Below are 23,769 nucleotides of genomic sequence, written 5' to 3'. Positions count from 1 at the left end.
TTTCAGTGCAATCCAGGAAAAGGGGCAATCTCTGGTGGTTGAAGCGGAAATGATGCTTTCTACGACCATCCTTTCTCATCTAGTACCATTACAGCCGCATTTCGTATATAATCATCTTCATCTTCAGTGGAAGTCCTGATTAAGTGTTCAGCTGCTCGGCTATCATTGATATCTCCGAGGGCTATGATTGCCCAATATCTCACGCTGCTATCACTATCATTCAATGACTTTGCGAGCGCATCAACAGACCTGCTGTCTTTTATAGCTCCGAGCGCCTTTGCGGCCTCGTATCTGGCGCGAGGATCCTCGTCCCCCAAAGCTTGAATCAAAGGATCAACTGCTTTTTTGCTACCAATCTTACCAAGGGCCCCTGCTGCACTTGCTCGAACAAGACTGTTTTCATCGTTCAGTAATTGTAATAGCCGGTCTACAGCATTAGGATCTTTAAGATATCCCAAAGCCATTGCTGATGAACTTCTAACATTCCAATCTGGATCATCCAAAGCCCGAATCAATGGATCAACAGCACGATCATCCCCTATCCATCCGAGAGCTTTCGCAGATTCTGATCGGACTGAGCTGTTTTCGTCCTTGAGAGCCTGGATCAAAGGTTCTACATACGCAGCATCATTGAGTTCTCCCAGTGCCATTGCCGCTTGTGCTCGCACTGTGCTGCTCTCATCCGTTAGATCATCTATATACTGATCAAGATTCTCCCCCAAGGCAGCTCCGCCGAGAAATATTACACCAAAAACAAATATAGTCACATATCTATATTTCAAATTCAACACCACCTCTGATGCTATAAATTACTTTAGATGACATGCGATATAACTCTATCGGAATTAAACAGCACAACCGCTGCAAGCCACGGGGATGTTCACGCTATTTCCCTTCATTCGAAATCCTGCAAATTCATTTGCTTATAAACCTCCTTTTCTTCAGGCATTCCATTGCGTTTCAACATAATTCCGTATGGTATTCGCTATAACATCATCGTCTACTGTTCCAAGATAACCTCCATTGCTTCCAATTCTCCTCCTCAGAGTAGCTTTTCTCTTCTAGTTGGTAAATGCAATACCTATATTGGGATCAACTTGAAGGTCTCCCAACCAGCAATCCAGTCGCGGTTAGCCACCACATCATCTCCGCCGCCACCCTCAGCGCAGACGTATTGACCGTTATAGGCCTGCAGCGCTATATTGCCATCTCCTCTATAGATGAGCCTGAATCTCTCCCAGGCAGCTATGGCGTCGCGGTTGGCAACCATCTGCTGACCTCCGCCACCTTCGGCACAGAGATACTGGCCGTTATAGGCCTGCAGAGCTATATCGCCATTCCCACAGTCGATGAGATTGAAGGTCTCCCAGCCTAATACAGCGTCACGGTTGGCCACCACTCCATCTCCCCCGCCTCCTTCAGCACAGAGATACTGGCCGTTGTAGGCCTGAAGCGCCACTCTGGCAGGTCTTCGCAGGTCCAATATCCTGAAGGTCTCCCAGCCTAATATTTCGTCACGGTTGGCCACAACACCATCTCCTCCGCCTCCTTCAGCACAGAGATATTGGCCATTAAAAGCCTGCAGAGAATAATATCCGTTTCCCTGGTCGATAAGCTTGAACGTCTCCCAGCCTGCTATCCAGTCGCGATTGGCCATCACCTCGGCACCACCGCCACCTTCTGCACAAAGATATTGGCCATTGGCGGCCTGCAAAGCTACGTTGCCATTTCCAAGATCAATGAGATTGAAAGCCTCCCATGCATCTATTGCATTACGGTTAGCTACGACTGCACCACCTCCACTGCCTTCGGCACAGAGGTACTGTCCACAATAAGTCTGAATGGCAATTGGATTGATAACTTCAATCTTGATATCAGGAGAATATGTATTATGTATGGATGGTGTTTTCCTGAAGAATTGCCAGCATGTACCATTAATTTCCATCCATCCACCCATAATAGGAACCTCTCCCTGCAGTACTCGGATATGGTCTACATCAGCATTGCCGTCTGTCACCCACATTGATCGGAATCGTGCAAATGGGTGATTGGACGTATCATATTTAATATTTGAAACTTCGACAACATTCCGACTGCGATCAACATGGATGGTAATGTGTGCTGTTGTTGTATCCCCATAGACAATATCCATCTCCATATTTAGCGGATCGATCTCCACGAAGTCGATATCAGAGAAAGGACGCGGCAGATCTTCAGAGGCTCCAATGATCACCGATGAGCCAAATTTTACCTCACTTAAATACGTTGGAGGTTGTGGTGCAATGCGACAATTTCCGTCTTCATATAATACAAAAACTTGGGGATAATCCCAGTTGGTTCCTTTTATATATTTATAAATCCTAAAATATGTAACATTGTACTGGATAGTTCCACCTTTAACTCTGACGTCCATTGATTCCCCATCTCGCCACCAGGAATTGACATTGACTGCCTCGATTACAACATCTCCATCATCGTAAATTTTAGTTACTGTTTCATCATCAAATTTTACTCTACTAAATGCATTATCAAGATCGCAGTTGGTCCAATTAGCACCCTGATCAATTACATCTGTCGGCAAATATGTCGGATGGGTCGCTGTTATTCTAAATGCAGTTGGATTGCTGTGGAAAATAGGAATGTTGATATTATCCTCCTCTGCGCATAATGTCATGATGGAATTGTTTTTAATCGAACCAAAGACAGATAAGAAATATGAATTAGCCTTTTCAAATTCTGTAGCATCCATATGATCTGATCCATTCTCCCATGAGTTTGCTTTTGCATCAAAGGAAGGAAATAAGAACAATAATGCAAAGGCGAGCAAAATGATCCTTATTTTCATTGGGCACCACCTGCAAATTACTCCTAGTCTTTAAATAACCCTCAAATTATATGAACTTATTGGCTCAAAATCTGTCGTGTGAGTCCCGGAGAATTTCTTAGTATTCTACAAATATTAATAATAATTATAATATAATTATAAAAAATATAAAATTATAGATAGGTGAGGTGAAGAGGACCTCACATCGACAATTCGCGCTTTTTTACAGCTGATGTTTTATCTTGTGACTTCAAATGGCGATCAGCTTGAATGTCTCCCAACCTGCTATCCAGTCGCGGTTAGCCACTACTCCATCTCCTCCACCTCCTTCAGCGCAGACGTATTGACCGTTATAGGCCTGCAGCGCTATATTGCCATCTCCTCTATAGATAAGCCTGAATCTCTCCCAGGCAGCTATGGCGTCGCGGTTGGCAACCATCTGCTGACCTCCGCCACCTTCGGCACAGAGATACTGGCCGTTATAGGCCTGCAGAGCTATATCGCCATTCCCACAGTCGATGAGATTGAAGGTCTCCCAGCCTAATACAGCGTCACGGTTGGCAACCATCTGCTGACCTCCGCCACCTTCGGCACAGAGATACTGGCCGTTATAGGCCTGAAGCGCCACTCTGGCAGGTCTTCGCAGGTCCAATATCCTGAAGGTCTCCCAGCCTAATATTTCGTCACGGTTGGCCACAACACCATCTCCTCCGCCTCCTTCAGCACAGAGATATTGGCCATTGGCAGCCTGCAAGGCATAGTACCCATTCCCTCGATCGATAAGCTTGAAAGTCTCCCAGCCTGCGATGGCATCGCGATTAGCTACGACTGGTCCGCCGCCGCTGCCTTCAGCACAGAGATATTGGCCATTGGCAGCCTGCAAGGCATAATACCCATTCCCTCGATCTATGAGTTTAAAAGTCTCCCATGCACCTATGGCATTGCGATTAGCAACGACCTCACGTCCGCCGCTGCCTTCAGCGCAGAGATACTGGCCATTGGCAGCTTGAAAGGCTACGGAATTTGATGCAACTATATTGGTAATGAAGGCATATTTGGTCGAGGTTGAAGTGATAGATTGACTCCAGCTTTTAGTGTTATAGCCGCTCTTGGATGCAGTGAAAGACCACGTCCCTGGAGTACCGCTTATGGTTACATAACCTGCTGAATTGGTCACTTTATTGAAGCTATTGCCTCCTGCATCGGTACCGGCTACAGTCGCACCTGATATGACGGGTCCAGATGTACTTCCTTCATGGACATAGAGAGTTAGAGTAACTGAAGACGGCGAAGCCGTAAGGTAAGCATCTTTGGTCGAGGTTGAAGTGATAGATTGGCTCCAGCTATTGGTGTTATAGCCGCTCTTGGATGCAGTGAAAGACCATGTCCCTGGAGTGCCGCTTATGGTTACATAACCTGCTGAATTGGTCACCTTGTTGAAGCTATTGCCTGCTGCATCGGTACCTGCTACAGTTGCACCTGATATGACGGGTCCCGATGTACTTCCTTCATGAACATAGAGGGTTAGAGTAACTGGAGACGGCGAAGCCGTAAGGTAGGCATCTTTGGTCGAGGTTGAAGTGACAGATTGACTCCAGCTTTTAGTGTTATAGCCGCTCTTGGATGCAGTGAAAGACCACGTCCCTGGAGTACCGCTTATGGTTACATAACCTGCTGAATTGGTCACTTTATTGAAGCTATAGCCTCCTGCATCGGTACCGGCTACAGTCGCACCTGATATGACGGGTCCAGATGTACTTCCGTCATGGACATAGAGAGTTAGAGTGACTGAAGACGGCGAAGCCGTAAGGTAGGCATATTTGGTCGAGGTTGAAGTGATAGATTGACTCCAGCTTTTAGTGTTATAGCCGCTCTTGGATGCAGTGAAAGACCACGTCCCTGGAGTACCGCTTATGGTTACATAACCTGCTGAATTGGTCACTTTATTGAGGCTATAGCCTCCTGCATCGGTACCGGCTACAGTCGCACCTGATATGACGGGTCCAGATGTACTTCCGTCATGGACATAGAGAGTTAGAGTAACTGAAGACGGCGAAGCCGTAAGGTAGGCATCTTTTCTAGAAGTTGAAGTGATAGATTGGCTCCAGCTATTAGTGTTATAGCCGCTCTTGGATGCAGTGAAAGACCATGTCCCTGGAGTACCGCTTATGGTTACATAACCTGCTGAATTGGTCACCTTATTGAAGCTATTGCCTGCTGCATCGGTACCGGCTACAGTTGCACCTGATATGACGGGTCCCGATGTACTTCCGTCATGGACATAAAGGGTAAGGGTAACTGAAGATTGAGGGGGTCTGACTTTGACAATCCATTTCTGAGCAATCCCCATTTCGCTCCAAGTGTACTGGACATCTGCACCATTGCAATTACCATAAGTTTCATACTTTCCATCACTCCGCCGTTTTCCAAATGGATCATTAACAATATAATACCCATCTGAAGTGTACCCTTTAATAACGACTATGTGGCCATTATCAGTAAGCTTCGTGGAAGCCACCACTGGGTATCCTGCATCTAGCTCACTTTTTATGTCATTTTCTGTGGGAGCTGATATGTATGGAAGTGCCTGAAGCCCGTTTTTATTGAAGAAATCGACCATCAAACCGGCATATGCTGCTCCGCTAGAATCCGATATATATCCGTATGCTCCTCTGGCATGATTTCCCAGTACATCATCAGTCTGCCAATAAAAAGTTATACCGGTTAGGGGCGAAGTATATTCATTTGAAACATACCACCCATAGCTGCACCCGCCTGAGGAGCATGGTGTGTTGCACGTTGTAGATTTGGGTGAAATAGCACTATATTTAGCCAGAATCATAACTGCGCTAGTGGCTCCGCATGCATATCTGCCATTAAAATTATTTGGAGTATCATTGCATTGGTGTATGTATGGTACTTCCCAGTTTTTTATTGGGGTTCCCAATGGAACACTTGTACTATTTCTGCATGTTTCTATTGTTGGTGCTGCAGCAGCAAAGATTGATCCAGAAAGCATTATTAAAACGAATGCAATCATGCTTCCCCAGATTAAAGCGTGTCTAGACATACTATCCATCCTACATCTCCATTAAATGAAATAATACTTAATCTGCATATATATATAAAGTTATTCAATGTATATCCTCCAAGCAGACAATGGATTGAGTAACACAAACTCATGAAGGGAGATGCATGAAAATGAAAAGCATGAGGCAGCATTAGAACCGAGCATTCAAGATCTCAGTAGCAGTTGAACTCGAGAGTGTCAAACCTCCAGCTTAGATAGCCTGCGAGTTGGGGTCTCATTCGCCGCAAGTAATAACAGATTAAGAACCAACATCTATGGATTAATCTTGAATAATAAGACGGTTACCAGTAATTTTCCTGCCTTGTCGTAGTAATGCTGCAAATCTATTGTACGTACTTTCTTACATAATTTCTATCTTCAGTCTTAATACTACTGCGCGCATCTTGAGATCAATCTCTATAACCGTTACTGTGGGACTTTCGAGATTCTACACGCTCATGAGGCTCGGAATCAATAATACTAATTCACCATAGAATGAATCCAGGGCATGGATACCTGTTATCAATCTTCAGGTACCCTACTTAGGAAACACGAGAAGGACGACTCCAGATCCCTGGGCGATCAAATAGATCCTGGCCGAGGATTTTTCCCTCGCCAGTATAACCATCAAGGGATTTGCCGTGATCTCTAGTACCCATAAGGCGTGCTTCTAACTTCCTGCCTTGGAAAGTAGCTATAGTAGTAATAAACTGGCCACCTATCCTCCGCTGCGCTATCAGGCACGTATAGCGCCATGGATCGAGGTATTGCAATCCAGGTTACAGATGCGGCATAAAGGCGAGTATCACCCCAGGTTGCGTAGCGCAAGACAAAACCATTATTGGTTATATCCTCCGCAGTAACATGCACTCTCTCGTTTCTATCGTCAGAATCCAACCCATTTAGCATTACAAGAACGATCGGTGGTTGCCTCTCAGTAAATGGCTTTTGAAAATCAATATGCTGCAAAAAATATCTGTCTCCTGGCGGTTGAGCCAAGTGCAGATACCAGACGCCAGCATCATTGATATAATCATTCTGTATCGTCCCTGTTTGTATCATGTCGCAGCATGCTGGGGGCACAATCCCAATGCAGACCAATATAAGCAAAAAGAATAATCTCATACTCGTAGCCTCTCTCAGTTAAAGACGCTATTTCTATTTAATCCTACATTCCGCACTTTAGACTCATGATTTCCGAATTTAGGCTTTTAAATATCAGTAACATTTTTAAATAAATAGCTGATATACCCTTTTGAAGGGATGTGGCATGGATGTAGATGTCCAGTCATACAATATAAGTCATCTTGGTATCGTAGCTGGCATTTTTGATTATCTGAAAATAGCAGAAGTAATAGATAGAGCACTACCAAAACAAGGTTCAAGGAATCTTCCTCATTCGATAACAACTAAAGCCATGGTCCTTAACGGTTTAGGGTTCACTCATCAGCGGCTATACCTGTTTCCCAATTTCTTCATGACCATACCAACCGAAAAGCTTCTCGGCGAAGGCGTCACTCCATCAGATCTCAATGATTATGTAGTCGGCAGGACGCTCGATGCGATTTATGAATACGGCCCGACCGAGCTGTTCAATGAGATTACTCTGCAGGTCATGAAAAATTTCTCATTAGGAACTCAGCTGATCCACGTTGATACAACGAACTTCAGCGTTCAGGGCAAATACGAAAATGATGCCCCTGACGGCACGGATTCGATGAGAATTACCTTTGGTCATGCCAAAGACGGCAGAAAAGATCTTAAACGGTTTGTTCTTGGTTTGGTAACAGACCAGTTTGGATTGCCACTTATACCGAAGCGTTTTCTGGTAATGAATCGGATAAGAAAAGCATAATCAAAATGATCCAAAAAACGCAAAAGGCAATCAACTTTGATGACGAAAGCTACTGGATCGCGGATAGTGTTATGTATACCGAGGATAATATCAAGCTTCTGGGAACGGAGAAGAAATGGATCACTCGTGCCCCGGCGACTTTAGAAGAGGTAGATAAACTTCTCAATGCTGAACTGAATTTCACTACTGGCATCGATTCTAGATATGCCTTTTACGCTGCCGACCTAAATTATGGTGGCATTCCGCAACGTGCCGTTGTTGTTTGGTCTGATGAAAAACAAAAGAGGGATGAACAGACCTTCGACAGGAAGATCCAGAAGGAGACCACTCAGGCCGAAAAGAGCTTAAAAAACTCACGAGTAAGAAGTTCGCCTGCATTCCTGATGCCGAAAACGATGCTAAGATCTGGGCATCTGCGCATCCTCATCACATTCTCAAAAATCTAGATATACTTCAAGTGGCAGAAAAAGTTGAAAAAAAGCGTGGCCGACCAAAGAAGAATGAACCCATAAAGGTCAGCTTTAAAATCGAAGCCCAGATTGGTCTAAATGAGGATGCACTAAACAATAAACGCAAGAAGCTCGGTCGATTCGTATTAGTCAGCAACGATACCGATCTTGATCCTGAGGTCATGTTCAATTATTATAAAGGGCAACAGACTGCAGAACGTGGGTTTCGTTTCCTGAAGGATAAAAGCTTCCATGTCTCTGAGGTTTACCTGAAGAAGGAGGAAAGGATAGAAGCGCTATGCATGATTATGGTTCTCAGTCTACTTATTTACTCCTTTGCCGAATGGCAGCTAAGGGAGAAGCTCAAGGAAACGGGACAAACAATACCTAATCAACTAAATAAACCAACTCAGCGGCCGACAATGAGATGGGTTTTCGAGATTTTTATGGGAGTAATCCAGTCTGTTGTTACTTCAGAAGGCAAAGTCATCAAATTCAGCGTGAACTTGAACAGCGTACAGGTCACAATTCTGAGGTTGTTGGGGCATGGATGCGAAAATTATTACGGGATGAACTGAAGGTGCGGAATGTAGGTTTAATCTATTTCCCGCAGAATTACCTGGTTGATCTTGTGCACGTCGAAGCGCTCTTCTGCCATTCGTCGGCTCGCCTTTCCCATCTTCTCTATAAGCTCGGGCTGCAGAATGAATTTCTCCATTGCATCTGCCAGCGCCTTTACATCACATACAGGCACTAGGAAGCCGTTTTCGCCATCATTCACAGTCTCACGGCAACCAGGTGCATCTGTGGTGATTATTGGACGTCCCATGGCCATAGCCTCCTGAGTGCTGCGAGGAACGCCCTCGCGATAGGAAGGAAGGACAAAGACGCTGGTCTCCGCCAGCCAGAGACTCATATCTCGGACATGCCCAGGCCACTCGATGATTCCCTCAGATACCCATTGCTGTACATCACCCATAGAGAGGCTGCCAGGATTAGAGTCGAGGCTTCCCAGAAGGATAAAGCATGTTCCGGGATACCTCTGTTTAATGACCCTGGCCGCTCCAGCATACTCCACTATCCCCTTCTCCCGCAACAGGCGTGCGGCCAGAGTAAAGGTCATCGGCTTTTTAACCGATGGCGCGGGCGTCCATTCATCCAGATCCACACCGATACCGCCGAGCAGGAAGGCCTTTGTGGGGGAGACAAGCCGGTTTTTCAGGAACTCATCAATATCGTCTTTATTGAGGAAGAACACTAGGTTGGCACGCCTGAGTGCCGCAGTGTAGAGCATGCTGACAGTTCTTCTCAGCACTCGGCGCTTAAGCGGCTCTGCGCCCTCGGGCGGGGTAAAGACATAACCCAGACCCTCGATCATGGCAAACCTTCGCGGGACGCGCGCCAGCCATGCAGCAAGAGTGCCGTAGATCACAGGCTTGGTGGCATAGCCCAGGGTGATGTCTGGCTTCAGCCTGCGCAAAAGAAGAGTCAAGCGTAGCATATCTGTCGCATCCCTCACCGGATTCATGCCTGTGCGAGATAGCGAGAAGTCCACAGGCTCCGCTCCAAGTGCTCGCACCGCTGCTCGCGTGGCTTCATCGTAGTCTGGGGCAAGGGCGGAGACTTCATGGCCCTTGGCAACTATGTCTTCGATGAGTGGACCGCGGAAATTCAGGAGCGAAAATGCCTGGTTGCCGATGATGCTGATGTGAAGATGTGAGTTTGATTTAACGGACATGTTCTGCACCATGGAAATTCTCATCGATCCCCTTCTTGGCGAGAAATTTCCTATACAGATTCTCCCACATGTCCGTTATCCGATCCAGTGAGTAGTTGTCTTGGATGTGCCTGCGGCCAGCCTCGCTCATTCGCCCACGCTCGCCTTCGGAGAGACCCATGAGGCGAATCATAGCCCCTGCCAGGGCTTCAGAATTTTTTGATGGCACTAGGAACCCCGTTTCGCCATCCTTTACAATTTCGCTGTTCCCGCCTACATCAGTGGCTACAACCGGAAGTCCCGTTGCTGCCGCCTCCAGGAGCACTACTGGCATGCCCTCCCAAGCAGAGGACATCACATAACCGTCCGCCGCTTTCATCAATCTGGGAACATCCTGTCCGGTGCCCAGAAACTTCACACGATCTTTTTGGCTCAGTTTTTGAGCAAGCTCCTCCATCGCTGGGCGCAGGCGGCCATCTCCAACGAGGATTAGAATAGTATCCGGCAGCTCCCTGACAACATAAGCAAATGCCTGGAGCATGTTGATATAATCCTTTTGGATGTCAAATCTCCCAACTGCAAGCCAGAGGAAGGCATTCTGCAGCCCCAATCCTTCTCGGATGCTACTCCGGTTCTCTAGATCTGGTTGAAAGCGGATAGTGTCCACACCATTAGGGATGTATCGTATCCTGTGCCGGGGAACTGCACTAATCCTCACGTAGCGTTGCATTCCCGCCTGGCTCACCTGGGTGGTAAGATCACAAAACGGATCAGTCAGACGGTATAGAAACTCACGGAAACGCCCGCCTTCATTGGTATTATGTGCAGTACATATCAAGACGTTAGCCGGTGCCAACGGTCGCACTATTCTTGCCAGGAGATTGGCGTGCACCATGTGGCTATGTACAACATCGGGTTGCCAGGATCGAATGATCCTGACAAGACGTAGGATTGGCCGCGGATCAGGAATCTTTCGAGCAATTCCAAGGGATGATACATGTATGCCCGCTGCTTCAAGCTCATCCACATAGGCCTTGGGCCGCATCATGCTGACCACTCGCACGTCCCAGCCACGCTTCTTTAGCCTGATTGCAAGGCGTATCACTTGCGTCTCCGCACCGCCATAGGCAAGGGTGGTGGAGACAAAAAGAACTCGGAAAGGTTTGCTATACATCAATATAATCCTCCATCAGTGATGGATGAACTATTAAAGTCAGTAAATAAGTCCAGAGTATAGTATGGAAACCATATCTCAATATATTAAGCTCGAAAATTTCATGAGAAATCATAGCAATTAATATCGCTAAGGATGTAGCAAGAATCAACCGCACAGGCGCAGGAGCAAAGCGCAACAATTTTCGCCCCTGCCAGATCGGTATCAACCAAATTAGCATAAATATTAAAAAAAACGGCAAGCCCATCTCACTCAATATCGCTAAATAAACATTATGGGCGGAAAAATCCAGTCCTGTAGGTTCTAGAATAGCTTCGTAACTTACCCCAAAACCAACCCCCAGAAGAGGATTATTGAGGATACTTTCCCACAAAGGCTCCCACGCCAGCTCGCGTAGGTTGAGATCTGCGGATAAAATGCGAATCTGATGCAGATCGAATGAAAAGAGGGCATATACCATTGTCAAGAAGGCTACAAAGAGGCTAAATGGAAAAAGCTTGCGAACTTGAAGGTGCCCGTCTCTTGTGGACAGGTACTTAAATAAGATCAGGCTTATAATGGTCGCAGCGATACCTGCTCGAGAGGATGTAATGAGGATTGCTATCACTTGGATAAGTGCCATTAATCCCCACATAAATTGATGTGATCCTTTTGAAATAAGATAAATGGCCATCGTTAAAGTTACTAAAAGCCATGATGCCAAGGTATTAGGATTCCCAAGTAGAGATGATATCCTATAGAATGGTGACGATACAAACATCCGTTGGGAAATCTCGAGAGGACCAACATTCAAGATAGAAACATAGCCAAATACGGTCGGCTCAATTCTTCCGAAGAAGTAGATTATCAGTCCAATTAGGCTTATGACTGTCCCAAAAAGAACCATATATTCAGCCAGTCGATCAAATGTCACTATAGGCCTGCGATCGGCAAATGAGAGCACTACAATAAATATCGAGATTCCCAATATCATCAACGTCCTTTGAACAACCAACTCTGGATAGAGACTCCAGAAGGAAGAGGCCAATGCCATCAAAAAAAGCACAGAAATTCCCAATAATAGCCAAGCACTATTGATATGTATCTTAATTCTCAGAAATGGTATAAGCAAGATGAAAACGCTTATTTGCAGAGCAAGCTGAAGATAAGGCGCATAAGGGAATATATAATCAAGGGAGGCTGTCTGAAGGCTTAATAATGCAGTCGTTAGGAGACAAAGGACAAGCCAAGAACCAATAAGTGTTGGTTGGGATATAGCCTTACGTCTCATTACAGAGGATTTCTGCATATTGCCTCACAATACGATCTATCGAGAATGCCAAGCTTCTCTGATGGGCGTCTATCTTATTTCCTTGAAAAACTTCAAGTATCGCCATAGCCATTTCTTGGATATCGCCCACGGGAACCAGCATACCCCAGCGACCTCGCTGCAAAATCTCAGAGGGACCACTGGGACAATCCGTTGCCACAACAGGAGTACCACAAGCCATGGCTTCCACCAGGACCAATCCGAATCCTTCATACCTCGATGACAGCACAAACACCCCTGCATGCTTCATATACTTATAGGGATTGTCCACAAACCCCGGCAGCGCCACATCCGCCTCCAGGCCCAGTTCCTGGACTAGAGCCTCCAGCCTGGGACGCTCTTCACCCTCGCTGAGAATCATGAGCCGAGATGGAAGTTTCCTTTGCACCAAAGCAAAGGCGCGAATCAGCGTGGGAAAGTCTTTTTGCGCAGTTAATCTACCAGCACCTAAGATAACCGGCGGCTCTCCAGGCTGGAACCAAGGGTGATCTAGGGCTTCCTCTGCTTTGGCCAAGAGTTCAGGAGTGACTGCAGGATTATAGATGACTTTGACTTTGTCCATGGGCAACCCGGTGAGCTGCACGAGGTCTTTAGCCACTCCCTGCGAAACAGCTACCACTGTATGCGCCCAAGGGTAAAAAATTTGCCCCCAAAGGGGCATGAGTTTGGCTCGAAAGGTTTGCGCGTTAGCTGTATCCAGACTCGGAGGATTATGCACACTTAACACAACGCGAGTAGGCACCCCTGCGAGCTTCTTTGCCCATAGTGCCACTACATTGGCATGATCCAGAGCGGAAAGCATGGCGGAGGGCCTTTCGCGTCGCAGATAACGCACCAGCCCCGGCAGGCTGTAGAGAACACGCTTTGCTCCCAGGTCCACCACCCGCACCTCCTTGGGAACCTCTGCCAGGAGGGGGCCCTCTGCTCTGGCTAGAACCAGGTCCACCTGCAGGCCCAGTTCAGCTAAGCCCCGAGCCAGGTTTACCATCACTCGTTCTGCTCCACCGCCCCGGAGTGAGGGCAGAAAAATAGCTACATTTTTTCCCATAAAACCCTCCCATTATCCAGAAGATATACTGCAATCCCCAATGGAGCCGTTAAAATCCATAAAAACTTGGAAGGTGTATTCGCGATCATTTCCTTTGGATATATGTGTGCATGTAATCCAAACCTAGTATAGCTAACATATGATTTAAGACGAAACTTAAAAGGCAAATTTTTCTTCTCAAAAATTGTACATAGTCTTTTGAAATACACCCATGCACTCCTAGCGTTTTCAATCGCAAAGCGGATTTTTTTGGATGATAGGCCACCGGGAAGATATTCCTTATAGGCAACCACCTCATTGAAAAAGCGTGTCTCATAGCTCAGACTCAGTTCGTTCCAAATGAGACCCTCTGGAACGAACCGTCCAATATCCTCTGGAAAGGGATAACGCCTGAGAACATCCACCCGAAAGCACTCCATTTTATCCCCATAGATATTCAATTTAGCCCATCGTTCCAGCATATCTGAGTCAAATACAGTTGATGGAAAAGGGTCACCAACTATTTCTCCATTGAAATAAGCGAACAATCCTCCTACACCAACGAAATTCTCCTTCTGGCCATCAGGTATGCTCTCCCAGCACCTGAGCATTCGCTCCAGAGCATCTGGATGCAGCCAATCATCGGAATCGACTATGACAAAAAGAAATCCTCTCGCTCTTGCTACACCTCTATTAATTGCCACATGCTTACCGCTATTGTGTTGGCAGTAAATGATTGGGAAATCCGATTCCTCCATCCACCCTCTGACCAACTCGGAAGTGTTATCCTCCGAGCCGCCATCAATGACAATCCATTCAAAATCCCTGAATGTCTGTTGTCTTATGCTCTGGAACACCCTTCCGAGAGTATGAGCACGATTATAGGTCGGCGTAAAGATGGTGAAGGCATGAACTTTATTAACTTCCATTATATGCTCCTTTATCATTTTGATTTAGAGCGCAAGCCATGTTGTTTCCTGCAACTAGTGTGATGCAGCCATCAACATAGAGATATGTCGAGGTAACCTGATGCAGATGCTCATTTTCCGAATCAATGAATCCGCCAATAATCATTAATTGGCTGAAATTGAGACTATCTTCTTTACCTGGCAGGCTCATGGTGCCACCTCCATCGCAGATAATATATAAAAACAAATAAAATAAAGAAATAACAAAGATACATGATACTGGTTCCCATAGCAAGGCCATTTACCCCATACAACTGCATCAAAACGGCATTGCAAATCAACTTGATGACTAAAACTACAGCCGCAGAAAAAAGCAGAACTCGGTAAAGCGATCGGCTCGTGGTCCAAGACATCAAGACAATTCCTGCAAAATAAAACGGAACCTGCAATAGATAATATCTCAGCACTTCGCTAACCGCGATTGTATCCTCCAGTCTAAATGCCCCTCGCTGGAACAGAATTGCGACTGCCCATGGCGCCAGCCACCAGCCAATCAGGACTATAGGCACGCCAGCTGCCAGGATGAATCCAGACAGACGCAAGGCCATATTCTGGCTGTCGCTATCACCGAATTCAGCCTGGATGCCGGAGAATACCGGCAATGTAGCACGATGAACCGAGGTTGCTCCCAGTCCCAGTATCAGAGCCATGATGCGGTTGGCATAACCCAGAGTAGCTATGGAGCCAGGACTCAAATGGGCTGCAAAGAACTGATCACTGATTGGAGCTAAGCTCAAAGCAGCTTGGGCTACAATCATTATGCCTATTCCGCTCCAAATTCCCTGCCATTGAGTACTTGCGCGCTGCAAGAGCGGGGGCTGCAATTCGTCACGTCGCGCCAATGAAATGGAAAGCATTAAGAGCTGAACGAAGGTTCCCACAATGGTCCCCCATATCAGTGGCTCGATTCTTCCGGACGAAGTCAACAAGACCGCTAAGAGAATAATGAGTGCTGGAATGCCCTCAAATAGTGTGTTGATATAGCTTTCCCGCGACATCATCCAAACGGAAAACAGGCTGATCACACAGCCTAAAGGAAGCAGCAGGGAGAATGGTCCAACTGCGGCAATAGCAGCATGCTGTGCACCCGGGGCTAATCCGATCCAAGGAGATTCCAATAGAATCCTCAAGGCGATCCATGTCACTAAACCAAATGCAACTCCCATAGTCAGCGAGAAACCCAACATTTCAGCACGAAAACGTGGCAGCTCCGCAGGAGCATCTTGCCGCGCTCGGACGGCTAATGGGATCAAGACGGCGCTGATCACTGAAAACCAGATTGAAACCGGCCAATTTACTAGATTGAAAACGAAGAGATAACCATCTATAATATCGCTCACACCATACTGCCAGGCAACCGCCATCTCCTTAACAGCACCAATAATTTTTGCCCCAATCAAGAAAAAGGTGACGTATATCATGCCCCAAATGATCCTCTGATAATCTGCGTTCACCTTTTTTTGGTATCCTGGCAATCTTGCGGCCATAAGCTCTCTAAACGATCGCTTCATAGATCCCTCGGAGCATTCGACATCGAAGTGTGTAATATCCTGTTCTTAGATGGCATGCAACGGTATTCATTCCTAAATATGTTCTAAAAAATTCCAATAGGACATCTCCAAGACCGCGCCTTTGAGGCATCTCTCTAAACCTCAATTAGGATTGACTATCTCAATCGAGCCATCCACCTCTTCTCATAGGATTCCGCACGGGCTGAATGGCTCTCGCAAGAGCCCGGCGATCGAGAAAGCGATCCAATCCACCTTAAAATATCGAGGTATGCAACTTGAATCGTTAATCATTTATTCTGCCCCCTAGTCCCTCCAGCAAGAATGCCGCGAATATCCCAACCATCAGCCCCAGCATCCCCGAGATCGCCACCATCAAGACTCTGCGAGGTCCAATCGGGCTCGCGGGCTCTCCTGTCGGCTGTACGACCTCCAGGTGCCTGAGCAGCTCCAGTTGCTTTTGCAGATCCAGACCTCGATCTATCAGGGCTGAGCGCTGCCCTTCCATGCTGCTCAATCGATCTAGAGCACGCGAAAAGCTGATCTCGCTCTCCACCGCGTACGAGCCTGAGGTTTTTTGTATGTTCTGCAGTGCGCTACGTGCTTGATTTATCTCTGAATTCAAGATATCCAGGCGTTCTTGAGTGGTCGCTAGCTGATCAGACAAGATCTTCTTGTATTTATTATAGCTATTCTCGCTGAGATCGGCATATAAGAGGACCATCTTCTCAACAGCTATCTTTCCCTCCCTCCTATCTGGAGTTTCAACCGATATCTCAATAAGCCTATCGCTATCTTTCACGGACTCCACTTTGACGCTTTTCTTAAATTTTTGGAAGTCATTTATTGTACTGTTTGGGAGCTGCTGTAAAATGTCTATCAAGAATTGATCACTAAGCATAATGCTTTTTGCAGATGCCTGGGTGGTGTAGACTGGATCCTCAAAATTTCCCAGAGCAACAATTGAAGATACTCTGTATACCGATGGCATAGTGAAGCTTATCACGCCTGCCATCAGTACTGCGATTGCAAAGACGCCTATGATCAGGAGCCGTCTCTTCCAGAGAATACGGAATATATCACGCAGATCTATCTCATCATCCATTTTGCAGCCTCAGGCACATATTATTATAGACAGGTTAGAAAACTTAGTCCGACTACAGCCAGCTCCAAGCCGCACAGTAAAAGCACTACATCCCTCTCATATACATTTTGCTTCATCCTCTTGAGCACTGCTATTGCCAGATGGGTGAGGTGGTATATACCTTTATAAGGCTTCTCCAGGCTGCCATCTTCATTCACCCTGGCGAAAGCCTCCTTTCGAAATCCGCCTGCTGCCTGGATGATAAAGTCGAAGGCGTAGGGCAAGAAGATCGCAACCGCTATCTTTTCCATGTTCCCCAGAATGGCAACGCATGCTATCAGCGCGCCCACCGGATAGGTCATGGTATCACCAGGAAATACCCTTGCCGGGTACCAGTTAAAGTATAAAAATGCGACCAATGCGCCCACCATGCATATGGCCAGTATCATGGCGCTCTTCTCATTCGTGAGAAATGCATAGTAACCGAGGGCAGATAGCATTATGATTCCCATCCCCGCTTCCAGACCATTATATCCTGCAACCATGTTGTAGGAATTTGAAGCTCCGACAATTCCCAATGGGACGATCAAGAGTGGAAAGAGAATTCCCCAATCGACAACTCCTATGATTGGCAGATTCATGGTAGATTGACCGGCATTAATTACCATCATGGGAAGGGCAGCAAATAGGGTGAAGATCGGCTTTTGCCACTGCCGCAGCCCTTTCTTCCAACCCAGCAAGTCATCCATCATCCCAATTATGCACATGCTCAAAATAGTACATAGAACACCAAGAATTGCTACATAATCTGGATTATGCAGACAGAAAGTCATCAATCCAATATAGATGAGCATGCTGAGAACAAAACCAAAAATTACGCATACACCGCCCATCTCTGCCACCTTAGGCCTACCGGATTTATTCATATCGAAGCCTAAAAGGCCGATCTCTGGCGCTTTTTGTATCCACTTGCGTAATGTAATCCACGTGGCAGCAAAGCTTATAAGGACAATTAAATAAGGGAGCATACATTTTAACCGTCTGCTTTTTGTCTACTTAGGTCAATCAGTCACTATTTTGGACTCTTAAGTGTACTTCGATCTATATTTAAGTGTTTCCAATACCGCCAAAATCTGTGTAGTCCTAAAATTACTTCGCGCCCGCCCTAATTTTATATTTTTAAATTATTCATATTTTTTACAACCCAAGCGATCTATGGCCGATTGAGAAATAAGCTTCCAAAGGCATTTTTCGCCTGAAAGCCTTTTCAAGACCTCCAGGCTTTGGAAATTCGAATATCAGCTCCATCGTGGGATTGAGCCACCAGAATCCATCCACCAATTGATCGATTATCAGCATTCTGTTATCCGTATTGAACTTGGTGAGCTCTCCGCCAGCCTGTATCATCCCGGATGCATCATCCAGAATTGCGCGAACCTTAGCGCGAGTGCCTTCCCATTCATGCCAGTTGATATGCTCTGCCGACATGCTGTGCTTGCATTCATAACGAACCAACTTCAGGCGCTTATGCAAAAACCCCAATAATCTTATGGGGAGTTGTATGACTAAGCTTGTGAGGGTACCATTAAAGCTCAATCCATATTTAGCGAGCTTCTATGATCTTTTTACCAGGCCAAGTTGTGTATTTTCATAAGCCTTTTCATATTTTTTTTGATAGCTGCCGTTATGCTTTTTCATTGCGGCATCATATTCTTTCGTCTTGGCAACTGTGACCTCGATCCTTCCATAGCATCATGCGGCTCGTAGTCGGAAAAGGATTTTGCTCCTTTCTTCGCCCACGCTCCTCTTTGCTCCGCCTGGTCTTGACTTCACTGACGCGAGGGTCTCTGCATTGCCTTGACCAGTATCAGCAGCCACGTTCGATATTGTTCCTGTACATAGCTTCAAGAGGCGGTCTGAATTCTTCCCAATTCAGTCTACTGTACTTTCCAACTTTTAGCTTTATTTATAATATATTTTGATTAATTTAAATCTCAAACGCGATTTTAAAATTTAAAGTTTTTATACTTGGATTGATTTTACTCGTACGGGAGTAGAATGATCAAAATAGTAAAGGTACCATTACAATTAGAGCCATTCTTGAAAAAATTTGAGGATCTCTTTACCAAACCGAGCTATTGCTCATTTCGAGACCTATGCGGGGCTCTGAGCGTATGTGATAAATCCAAGACTGTCGCCAACCTATGTGATACTATGGCGGATTGCAGTAAAGGTAAAAAGGCACGTTCTTCATATAATTGGTTTTTAAGCGATGCTAACTGGGATGAGAATGAGGTCGCGCAGCGTAAAGTGGATCTTTTCATCGATAAATTATGTTTAAAAAATAATGATAAAATACTGCTAATAATTGATGATACATATAACGAAAAGAATGGAATCCAAACGGATGGTGTTGGTAGATTTTACGATCATAGTAAAGAATCCTACATTTGGGATAACAATTTTGTTACCTCTGTAATCCAGTCAAAAGGATTATTCATTCCACATAAGGCTAAGATGTACTTCAAAAATAGCGATGAATGTTTGAATTTCAAGACAAAGCTGGAAATTGCCTTTGATGAGATAATTGAACCATTGAAGGTCCCAAAAGGGATGGACCTCTGTATAGTTTTCGATAGCTGGTGGTCATCCGAAGACTTAATTAATAAATGCATAAATTTAGGGCACAGCGTAGTGTGCCAAATTAAATCCGATAGAAAAGTTGGGATAAATAACATCATGAAATTCCAAGTTAAGGAAATGGCAAACCAAATTGATGAAAAGCATTTCACCAAGACAATTATCAATGTCCGGGGAAAGAAAAGACCTATTACACATTTGAAAAAAATGTTATAATTGATCGCATCGGAGAGGTCAAACTTGTTATCTCTAAAAGAAAGAGAGACGGAGGAACAAAGTATATCATAAGCACCGACAAATCCCTTTCTTCGAAAGAAGTCATATCTATTTACGAGGATAGGTGGGATATCAGAAACAGCCCACCGAGAAACAAATCAAAATTGGGGTTCAAGGATTATCAATTAAGGGATAAAAACTCCATTGAGAGATTTATCCAGCTTGTCTTTTCAGTATGGGCTGCAATTCTCTTCTGGGAAATAGACAATCCATCAGCAAAAGACGGTTCAAATCCAAGAACAATGGGCGAGATGATCGATCAAGTAAAAATGCAGGCACTTGGAGAAACATTTGAATACATAATGATATATTTTAATTTGCCTGTGCCGAAAGGTGGACTACTTCATGTGCTTAAAGGTCTAGGATTGAAAATTTAAAGAAGCGAATAATTTGAATAATAAAAAATTAGGAGAAACTTGGAAAGTACAGTCAGTCTACATAGATGACTGCCGGCGTCTTTGTCAGAGCTTGATGAATCAAGACTGATATGCTGCAGTCGACTCTTCGCTTGGGGGGAGGATCTCTTCTGCTCAAAGCACAATGGAGAAAAGCAGAGTGATCAAACCAAAGGCAATGCAGAATCCAGAGAAGTTTATCCTTTGAGCAAATCTGATCAAAAGATCCATGGTCAGGTATCCTACTGCAAGGGAGGCTATCAGCATGACGGTAGCTGTCGCCCATGGGATCTCAGAGATGGAGTGATCCAGGAGAATGGCACCCAAGACAGCAGGAACGCTTATGATGAAGGATACCGCCAGTGCTTCATCCTGTTTAAATCCCCTCATGAGCAGCACTGTGAGAGTCGTCCCAGATCTGGATACTCCGGGCAGGATTGAGAATCCTTGGGCTAGACCAAGTACAACCATATCCATTAGGCCCATATCCTCTGTTCCCCTGGCCCCTGAGCCTTTGAAGCGGAGCATGAAACCGGTAGCTATAAGAAGACAGCCAATGAGAATTGTCGCCTCCCTGCCCCCAGTGAAGCTCTCTTGAAATAGCAGGTATAGGGGAATTCCGGTAATTCCTGTGCACAAAGTTGAGACTATTATAATTCGAGTCATCATGGAATCGATATCTTTGATCATTTTTATGAACTCCCGCCTGAACCGGATCAGCACAGCAAACATCGTGCCCAGGTGAAGGAAGATTGAGTTGGTGAGGGCATCATTGGGACTTAGCCCGAGCCAGTATATCATGGCTAGCATACTCTGGCCCTGGCTGCTTACGGGAATCCATTCCAGTATCCCCTGTGATACACCCAAAACAATACCCTGCAAGGCATCCATATTCCGCTACATTTGCCTTGGTGTATATTATATTTTGGATTTACTGGATATGAAGATCTCGCGTAAGCGGGTACAGCAAATCTAGAAAGGCTATACAGAAGGAGGGCGAGAGCCCATCCTCGGCGAGAGCATAGGCCGTCCCAGGAAGCCTTTTGGCAAGAAAGAGGCAGAGATCATTGACGAAGCTTATGCACTTTGCAGATTTGGCGCGCACCGTGTTCATGACGATGGAAAATAGGATAGCGATTCAGGCAGCATCTCGAATGCCATAGCATAAAACCAATCTTGGTAAAGGTGAAGCACCCTTAGACCACCGGGAAACTGGAACGACGGTTTGCCGAATATCAAACGCATCGGCAAGCATTCCTTTCCTTTTGGGCATTTGTTGAATGGCATAATAACAGGCCGCATGGAAGCCTGGATTTTGAGCGGCTGGAAACACTGGAAAAGGCATTCAGATGAAAGATGCGTCTGGAGATGTATTTCGCAATAGGTAACAGGTTGTTTGGGCTATAAGCAAAATATGCAAAATATGAATCACTCACATGAAGGGAGACCTGAGCAGGCACGAAATACTCTCGGGACTAAGCGACCAATGAGAGGGATCGGAGCATTGATATGCTATTTAATCTCAATGAAGCCGTAATGAAGAATACGAATGCCCTATTGATCGGTTCCTTTTGTTTGCTGGTCCTGGCCAAGGCATTCTTATCCCTTAGATTTCATTCGCCATGGATGATGCCCGATGAAGTTGCATACGCGAAGATGGCAGCAGATATCTTTGGGTCAGTGCATCCGGCATTATCGCCAGGATATCCGCTATTCCTATCCATAGCGTATCTATCCTCCGGCGATATGAACGTAGTATATCACTGCATGCTTCTGATCAACTGTTTTCTCTCATCATTGATACTCTTTCCTTCTTATTTTATCTTAAACAAGTATTGCGCCAAGGACTTCGCGATAATGGGGGCTGTGCTGGTGGCAACTCTTCCCTCGTCTGTACTATACACATTTCTCATAATGACAGAAAACCTATTTATTCCCATCTTTTTATTCAGCATCTGGTTTTTGCTACAAGCCTATGAGACTGAAAAGCCATACTGGATCTTTCTAGCCATTCTATCAGTCGCCCTGCTCTTTTTCACAAGGCATAACGGCATATTCATGGTAGCCAGCATGGCTGTCTCCTTAGGCTATTTTCTGCTTTCGTCAGGAAAGCTAAAAGACTACAGTAAATTAATATTATATAATTCACCTCCAGTAAACTTTGCAGGCTTTTTGATCCTATTTCTAGTCATAAGTGCTATCATCCTAAACAGAATGGATGGATATCATTACCTCGTCTGGATGTATTCTCACGCTAATACAGACATGCAAATCTATTCCGCCTTATTCAGCAATGCAGACAATCTAAAAGCATATTTGGTGCTGCTGCAAAATGAGATTGGATATATCATTATAACTACTTACTTTATATTTATTGTTTTATCTTCTATATTCTTCTTACACCTGTTCTTGCCAACCAATAAGATATGCATATCCTCGTCCCTCGCAGAATGGTTTAGAACTATGAGCGCTCAAAGAAAGATTTCATTGAAATCCACAAGTATCTATTTTCTTCTGATCTTTATAGTACTCGTCCCCAGTACGACCACATACGTTTATAGAATGAACCAGGAATTCCCTGAGGGGAACTGGGTATTAATAAGCAGATACATAGACCCTATAATCCCGGCCTTTTTTCTTTTTGGTTTGATGGCGTTATATAAAATACGTGAAACTCCGGAAAAAAGGAGCCTAGCATTGATTGCAGCATTTGTCGCTATATTCTCAGCTATATTCTTCATCCGTTTTCCCGCACTACTTAATGCGGACATAATTTCAATATTTTTTATTAAATTTTTTATGAATAGAGCGCCAAATTTTGCGGCATTTCCTGCAGTTGCCGCTGGCTTCTTCTCGCTATTAGGTATGTATCTGATAACTAAAAGACACAAAGAGATCTTCTTTCTTGCACTAATAATCTTCTCTATCTGCGCCTCTGCCTACACCTACCATCAAACATTTGTATATTATTCTGAAAAAAATAATACTGAGAACGGAATTGGGCAATTCCTTAATGCACATGCAGATAGCGATAATCATCCGATAATTATGGACTGGGAGGATTATCAGCGAGATTGGTATTTCTCAACCTTAACCAGCTTCTGGACCAAAAAAGAGATCACTTACGGCGACATCAATGGAACGCTCACAGATTTAAAGAACAATGAGAAAAAAGAGTATCTGATAAGCTCCAAAGTGCTGCAGCTTGAGACTTTAGCGGTCTCCTCGCGGGGGTACTATTTATATAGCTCTTAACTCTGAGAGCCAATTTCTGATTTTAGCGGAATTTGTAGAATCCCGAAATTATTTCGCCTATCATCTAATGATATGCAGATCTTAAATTGTTTCCGGACCACAGTCTCCAGCATTTGCGCTCCGAAGCGGTAGCGAGTGTGCGCTGCTATGACGACATCTACTTCACTCTGATGGTAAGGTCTGCGGGGGCGCGACCAACACTTTCGCCCAAGACAGGT

17 protein-coding genes and 4 pseudogenes are annotated in these 23,769 nt (G+C 45.2%); 4 read left to right on the top strand and 17 right to left on the bottom strand.

The window, feature by feature from the left end:
• Window positions 1-59: 59 nt before the first annotated feature.
• The 5 genes and pseudogenes from IPI63_RS07465 to IPI63_RS12905 all read right to left on the bottom strand — a co-directional run.
• Window positions 60-788, bottom strand: a complete 729-nt coding sequence (locus IPI63_RS07465; protein WP_292477710.1) for a HEAT repeat domain-containing protein — start codon at window positions 786-788, stop codon at window positions 60-62.
• 107 nt (window positions 789-895) lie between these two features.
• Window positions 896-1,028 (bottom strand): annotated as a pseudogene (locus tag IPI63_RS07460) (IS200/IS605 family transposase); the annotation flags it as partial.
• A 53-nt stretch (window positions 1,029-1,081) separates the two neighbouring features.
• A complete protein-coding gene (locus IPI63_RS07455; protein ID WP_292477709.1) occupies window positions 1,082-2,845 on the bottom strand; it encodes a hypothetical protein in 1,764 nt (587 codons plus the stop codon).
• 229 nt (window positions 2,846-3,074) lie between these two features.
• Window positions 3,075-5,174, bottom strand: coding sequence for a hypothetical protein (locus IPI63_RS07450; protein ID WP_292477707.1), 2,100 nt, complete (start codon window positions 5,172-5,174; stop codon window positions 3,075-3,077).
• 66 nt (window positions 5,175-5,240) lie between these two features.
• Window positions 5,241-5,735, bottom strand: a pseudogene (locus tag IPI63_RS12905) (C39 family peptidase); the annotation flags it as partial.
• Here IPI63_RS12905 and IPI63_RS07445 point away from each other — a divergent pair.
• Window positions 5,617-5,919, top strand: a complete 303-nt coding sequence (locus tag IPI63_RS07445; protein ID WP_292477705.1) for a hypothetical protein — start codon at window positions 5,617-5,619, stop codon at window positions 5,917-5,919. The pseudogene IPI63_RS12905 and the gene IPI63_RS07445 overlap by 119 nt on opposite strands.
• A gap of 623 nt (window positions 5,920-6,542) precedes the next feature.
• Here IPI63_RS07445 and IPI63_RS07440 read toward each other — a convergent pair.
• Complete coding sequence (locus tag IPI63_RS07440) at window positions 6,543-7,019, bottom strand: H-type lectin domain-containing protein (protein WP_292477704.1); 477 nt, start codon at window positions 7,017-7,019, stop codon at window positions 6,543-6,545.
• Window positions 7,020-7,164: 145 nt separating this feature from the next.
• Between IPI63_RS07440 and IPI63_RS07435 the strand changes: the two are divergent.
• A pseudogene (locus IPI63_RS07435) lies at window positions 7,165-8,776 on the top strand (IS1634 family transposase).
• A gap of 17 nt (window positions 8,777-8,793) precedes the next feature.
• Here IPI63_RS07435 and IPI63_RS07430 read toward each other — a convergent pair.
• From IPI63_RS07430 to IPI63_RS07385, 10 genes are all read right to left on the bottom strand, one after another.
• Window positions 8,794-9,960, bottom strand: a complete 1,167-nt coding sequence (locus IPI63_RS07430) for a glycosyltransferase family 4 protein (protein WP_292477702.1) — start codon at window positions 9,958-9,960, stop codon at window positions 8,794-8,796.
• Complete coding sequence (locus tag IPI63_RS07425) at window positions 9,926-11,089, bottom strand: glycosyltransferase (RefSeq protein ID WP_292477700.1); 1,164 nt, start codon at window positions 11,087-11,089, stop codon at window positions 9,926-9,928. Before IPI63_RS07425 ends, IPI63_RS07430 begins: the two co-directional genes overlap by 35 nt.
• Window positions 11,082-12,377 carry an O-antigen ligase gene (locus IPI63_RS07420; protein ID WP_292477698.1) on the bottom strand — a complete coding sequence of 432 codons (1,296 nt, stop codon included), beginning with the start codon at window positions 12,375-12,377 and terminating at the stop codon, window positions 11,082-11,084. Before IPI63_RS07420 ends, IPI63_RS07425 begins: the two co-directional genes overlap by 8 nt.
• Window positions 12,349-13,446 (bottom strand): glycosyltransferase, encoded by a 1,098-nt coding sequence (locus IPI63_RS07415; RefSeq protein ID WP_292477697.1) that lies wholly within the window; start codon window positions 13,444-13,446, stop codon window positions 12,349-12,351. Before IPI63_RS07415 ends, IPI63_RS07420 begins: the two co-directional genes overlap by 29 nt.
• Window positions 13,431-14,354: a glycosyltransferase family 2 protein gene (locus IPI63_RS07410; protein ID WP_292477695.1), complete on the bottom strand. Its 924-nt coding sequence runs from the start codon at window positions 14,352-14,354 to the stop codon at window positions 13,431-13,433. The genes IPI63_RS07415 and IPI63_RS07410 overlap by 16 nt, the downstream gene beginning before the upstream one ends.
• Window positions 14,344-14,544 (bottom strand): hypothetical protein, encoded by a 201-nt coding sequence (locus tag IPI63_RS07405; protein ID WP_292477694.1) that lies wholly within the window; start codon window positions 14,542-14,544, stop codon window positions 14,344-14,346. The genes IPI63_RS07410 and IPI63_RS07405 overlap by 11 nt, the downstream gene beginning before the upstream one ends.
• Window positions 14,528-15,880: a murein biosynthesis integral membrane protein MurJ gene (murJ, locus tag IPI63_RS07400; protein WP_292477692.1), complete on the bottom strand. Its 1,353-nt coding sequence runs from the start codon at window positions 15,878-15,880 to the stop codon at window positions 14,528-14,530. The genes IPI63_RS07405 and murJ overlap by 17 nt, the downstream gene beginning before the upstream one ends.
• Before the next feature lie 307 nt (window positions 15,881-16,187).
• Complete coding sequence (locus IPI63_RS07395) at window positions 16,188-17,006, bottom strand: Wzz/FepE/Etk N-terminal domain-containing protein (protein WP_292477690.1); 819 nt, start codon at window positions 17,004-17,006, stop codon at window positions 16,188-16,190.
• Between the two features lie 23 nt (window positions 17,007-17,029).
• The gene (locus IPI63_RS07390) at window positions 17,030-18,013 is read right to left on the bottom strand and encodes a glycosyltransferase 4 family protein (protein ID WP_292477688.1); all 984 of its coding nucleotides are present in this window, start codon (window positions 18,011-18,013) and stop codon (window positions 17,030-17,032) included.
• 169 nt (window positions 18,014-18,182) lie between these two features.
• Window positions 18,183-18,473, bottom strand: a complete 291-nt coding sequence (locus tag IPI63_RS07385; RefSeq protein WP_292477686.1) for a hypothetical protein — start codon at window positions 18,471-18,473, stop codon at window positions 18,183-18,185.
• 570 nt (window positions 18,474-19,043) lie between these two features.
• On the opposite strand from IPI63_RS07385, the pseudogene IPI63_RS07380 reads away from it, so the two are divergent.
• A pseudogene (locus IPI63_RS07380) lies at window positions 19,044-20,278 on the top strand (IS701 family transposase).
• A 153-nt stretch (window positions 20,279-20,431) separates the two neighbouring features.
• Here the strand turns inward: IPI63_RS07380 and IPI63_RS07375 are convergent.
• Window positions 20,432-21,187 (bottom strand): undecaprenyl-diphosphate phosphatase, encoded by a 756-nt coding sequence (locus tag IPI63_RS07375; protein ID WP_292477684.1) that lies wholly within the window; start codon window positions 21,185-21,187, stop codon window positions 20,432-20,434.
• Window positions 21,188-21,832: 645 nt separating this feature from the next.
• On the opposite strand from IPI63_RS07375, the gene IPI63_RS07370 reads away from it, so the two are divergent.
• Entirely contained in the window at window positions 21,833-23,551 is a 1,719-nt protein-coding gene (locus IPI63_RS07370) for a glycosyltransferase family 39 protein (protein ID WP_292477683.1), read from the top strand.
• Window positions 23,552-23,769: the final 218 nt, after the last annotated feature.

The sequence above is a fragment of the Methanothrix sp. genome (genome assembly GCF_016706325.1).
Lineage (GTDB): Archaea > Halobacteriota > Methanosarcinia > Methanotrichales > Methanotrichaceae > Methanothrix.
The sequence above is the reverse complement of the archived record's forward strand: the minus strand, read 5'-3'. Positions and strand labels throughout refer to the sequence as shown.

Coding starts and splice junctions, on each gene's coding strand:
- IPI63_RS07455 (WP_292477709.1), bottom strand. CDS start 2,845: ATGAAAATAAGGATCATTTTGCTCGCCTTTGCATTATTGTTCTTATTT.
- IPI63_RS07450 (WP_292477707.1), bottom strand. CDS start 5,174: ATGGGGATTGCTCAGAAATGGATTGTCAAAGTCAGACCCCCTCAATCT.
- IPI63_RS07440 (WP_292477704.1), bottom strand. CDS start 7,019: ATGAGATTATTCTTTTTGCTTATATTGGTCTGCATTGGGATTGTGCCC.
- IPI63_RS07430 (WP_292477702.1), bottom strand. CDS start 9,960: ATGAGAATTTCCATGGTGCAGAACATGTCCGTTAAATCAAACTCACAT.
- IPI63_RS07425 (WP_292477700.1), bottom strand. CDS start 11,089: ATGTATAGCAAACCTTTCCGAGTTCTTTTTGTCTCCACCACCCTTGCC.
- IPI63_RS07420 (WP_292477698.1), bottom strand. CDS start 12,377: ATGCAGAAATCCTCTGTAATGAGACGTAAGGCTATATCCCAACCAACA.
- IPI63_RS07415 (WP_292477697.1), bottom strand. CDS start 13,446: ATGGGAAAAAATGTAGCTATTTTTCTGCCCTCACTCCGGGGCGGTGGA.
- IPI63_RS07410 (WP_292477695.1), bottom strand. CDS start 14,354: ATGGAAGTTAATAAAGTTCATGCCTTCACCATCTTTACGCCGACCTAT.
- IPI63_RS07405 (WP_292477694.1), bottom strand. CDS start 14,544: ATGAGCCTGCCAGGTAAAGAAGATAGTCTCAATTTCAGCCAATTAATG.
- murJ (WP_292477692.1), bottom strand. CDS start 15,880: ATGGCCGCAAGATTGCCAGGATACCAAAAAAAGGTGAACGCAGATTAT.
- IPI63_RS07395 (WP_292477690.1), bottom strand. CDS start 17,006: ATGGATGATGAGATAGATCTGCGTGATATATTCCGTATTCTCTGGAAG.
- IPI63_RS07390 (WP_292477688.1), bottom strand. CDS start 18,013: ATGCTCCCTTATTTAATTGTCCTTATAAGCTTTGCTGCCACGTGGATT.
- IPI63_RS07385 (WP_292477686.1), bottom strand. CDS start 18,473: ATGTCGGCAGAGCATATCAACTGGCATGAATGGGAAGGCACTCGCGCT.
- IPI63_RS07375 (WP_292477684.1), bottom strand. CDS start 21,187: ATGGATGCCTTGCAGGGTATTGTTTTGGGTGTATCACAGGGGATACTG.
- IPI63_RS07370 (WP_292477683.1), top strand. CDS start 21,833: ATGAAGAATACGAATGCCCTATTGATCGGTTCCTTTTGTTTGCTGGTC.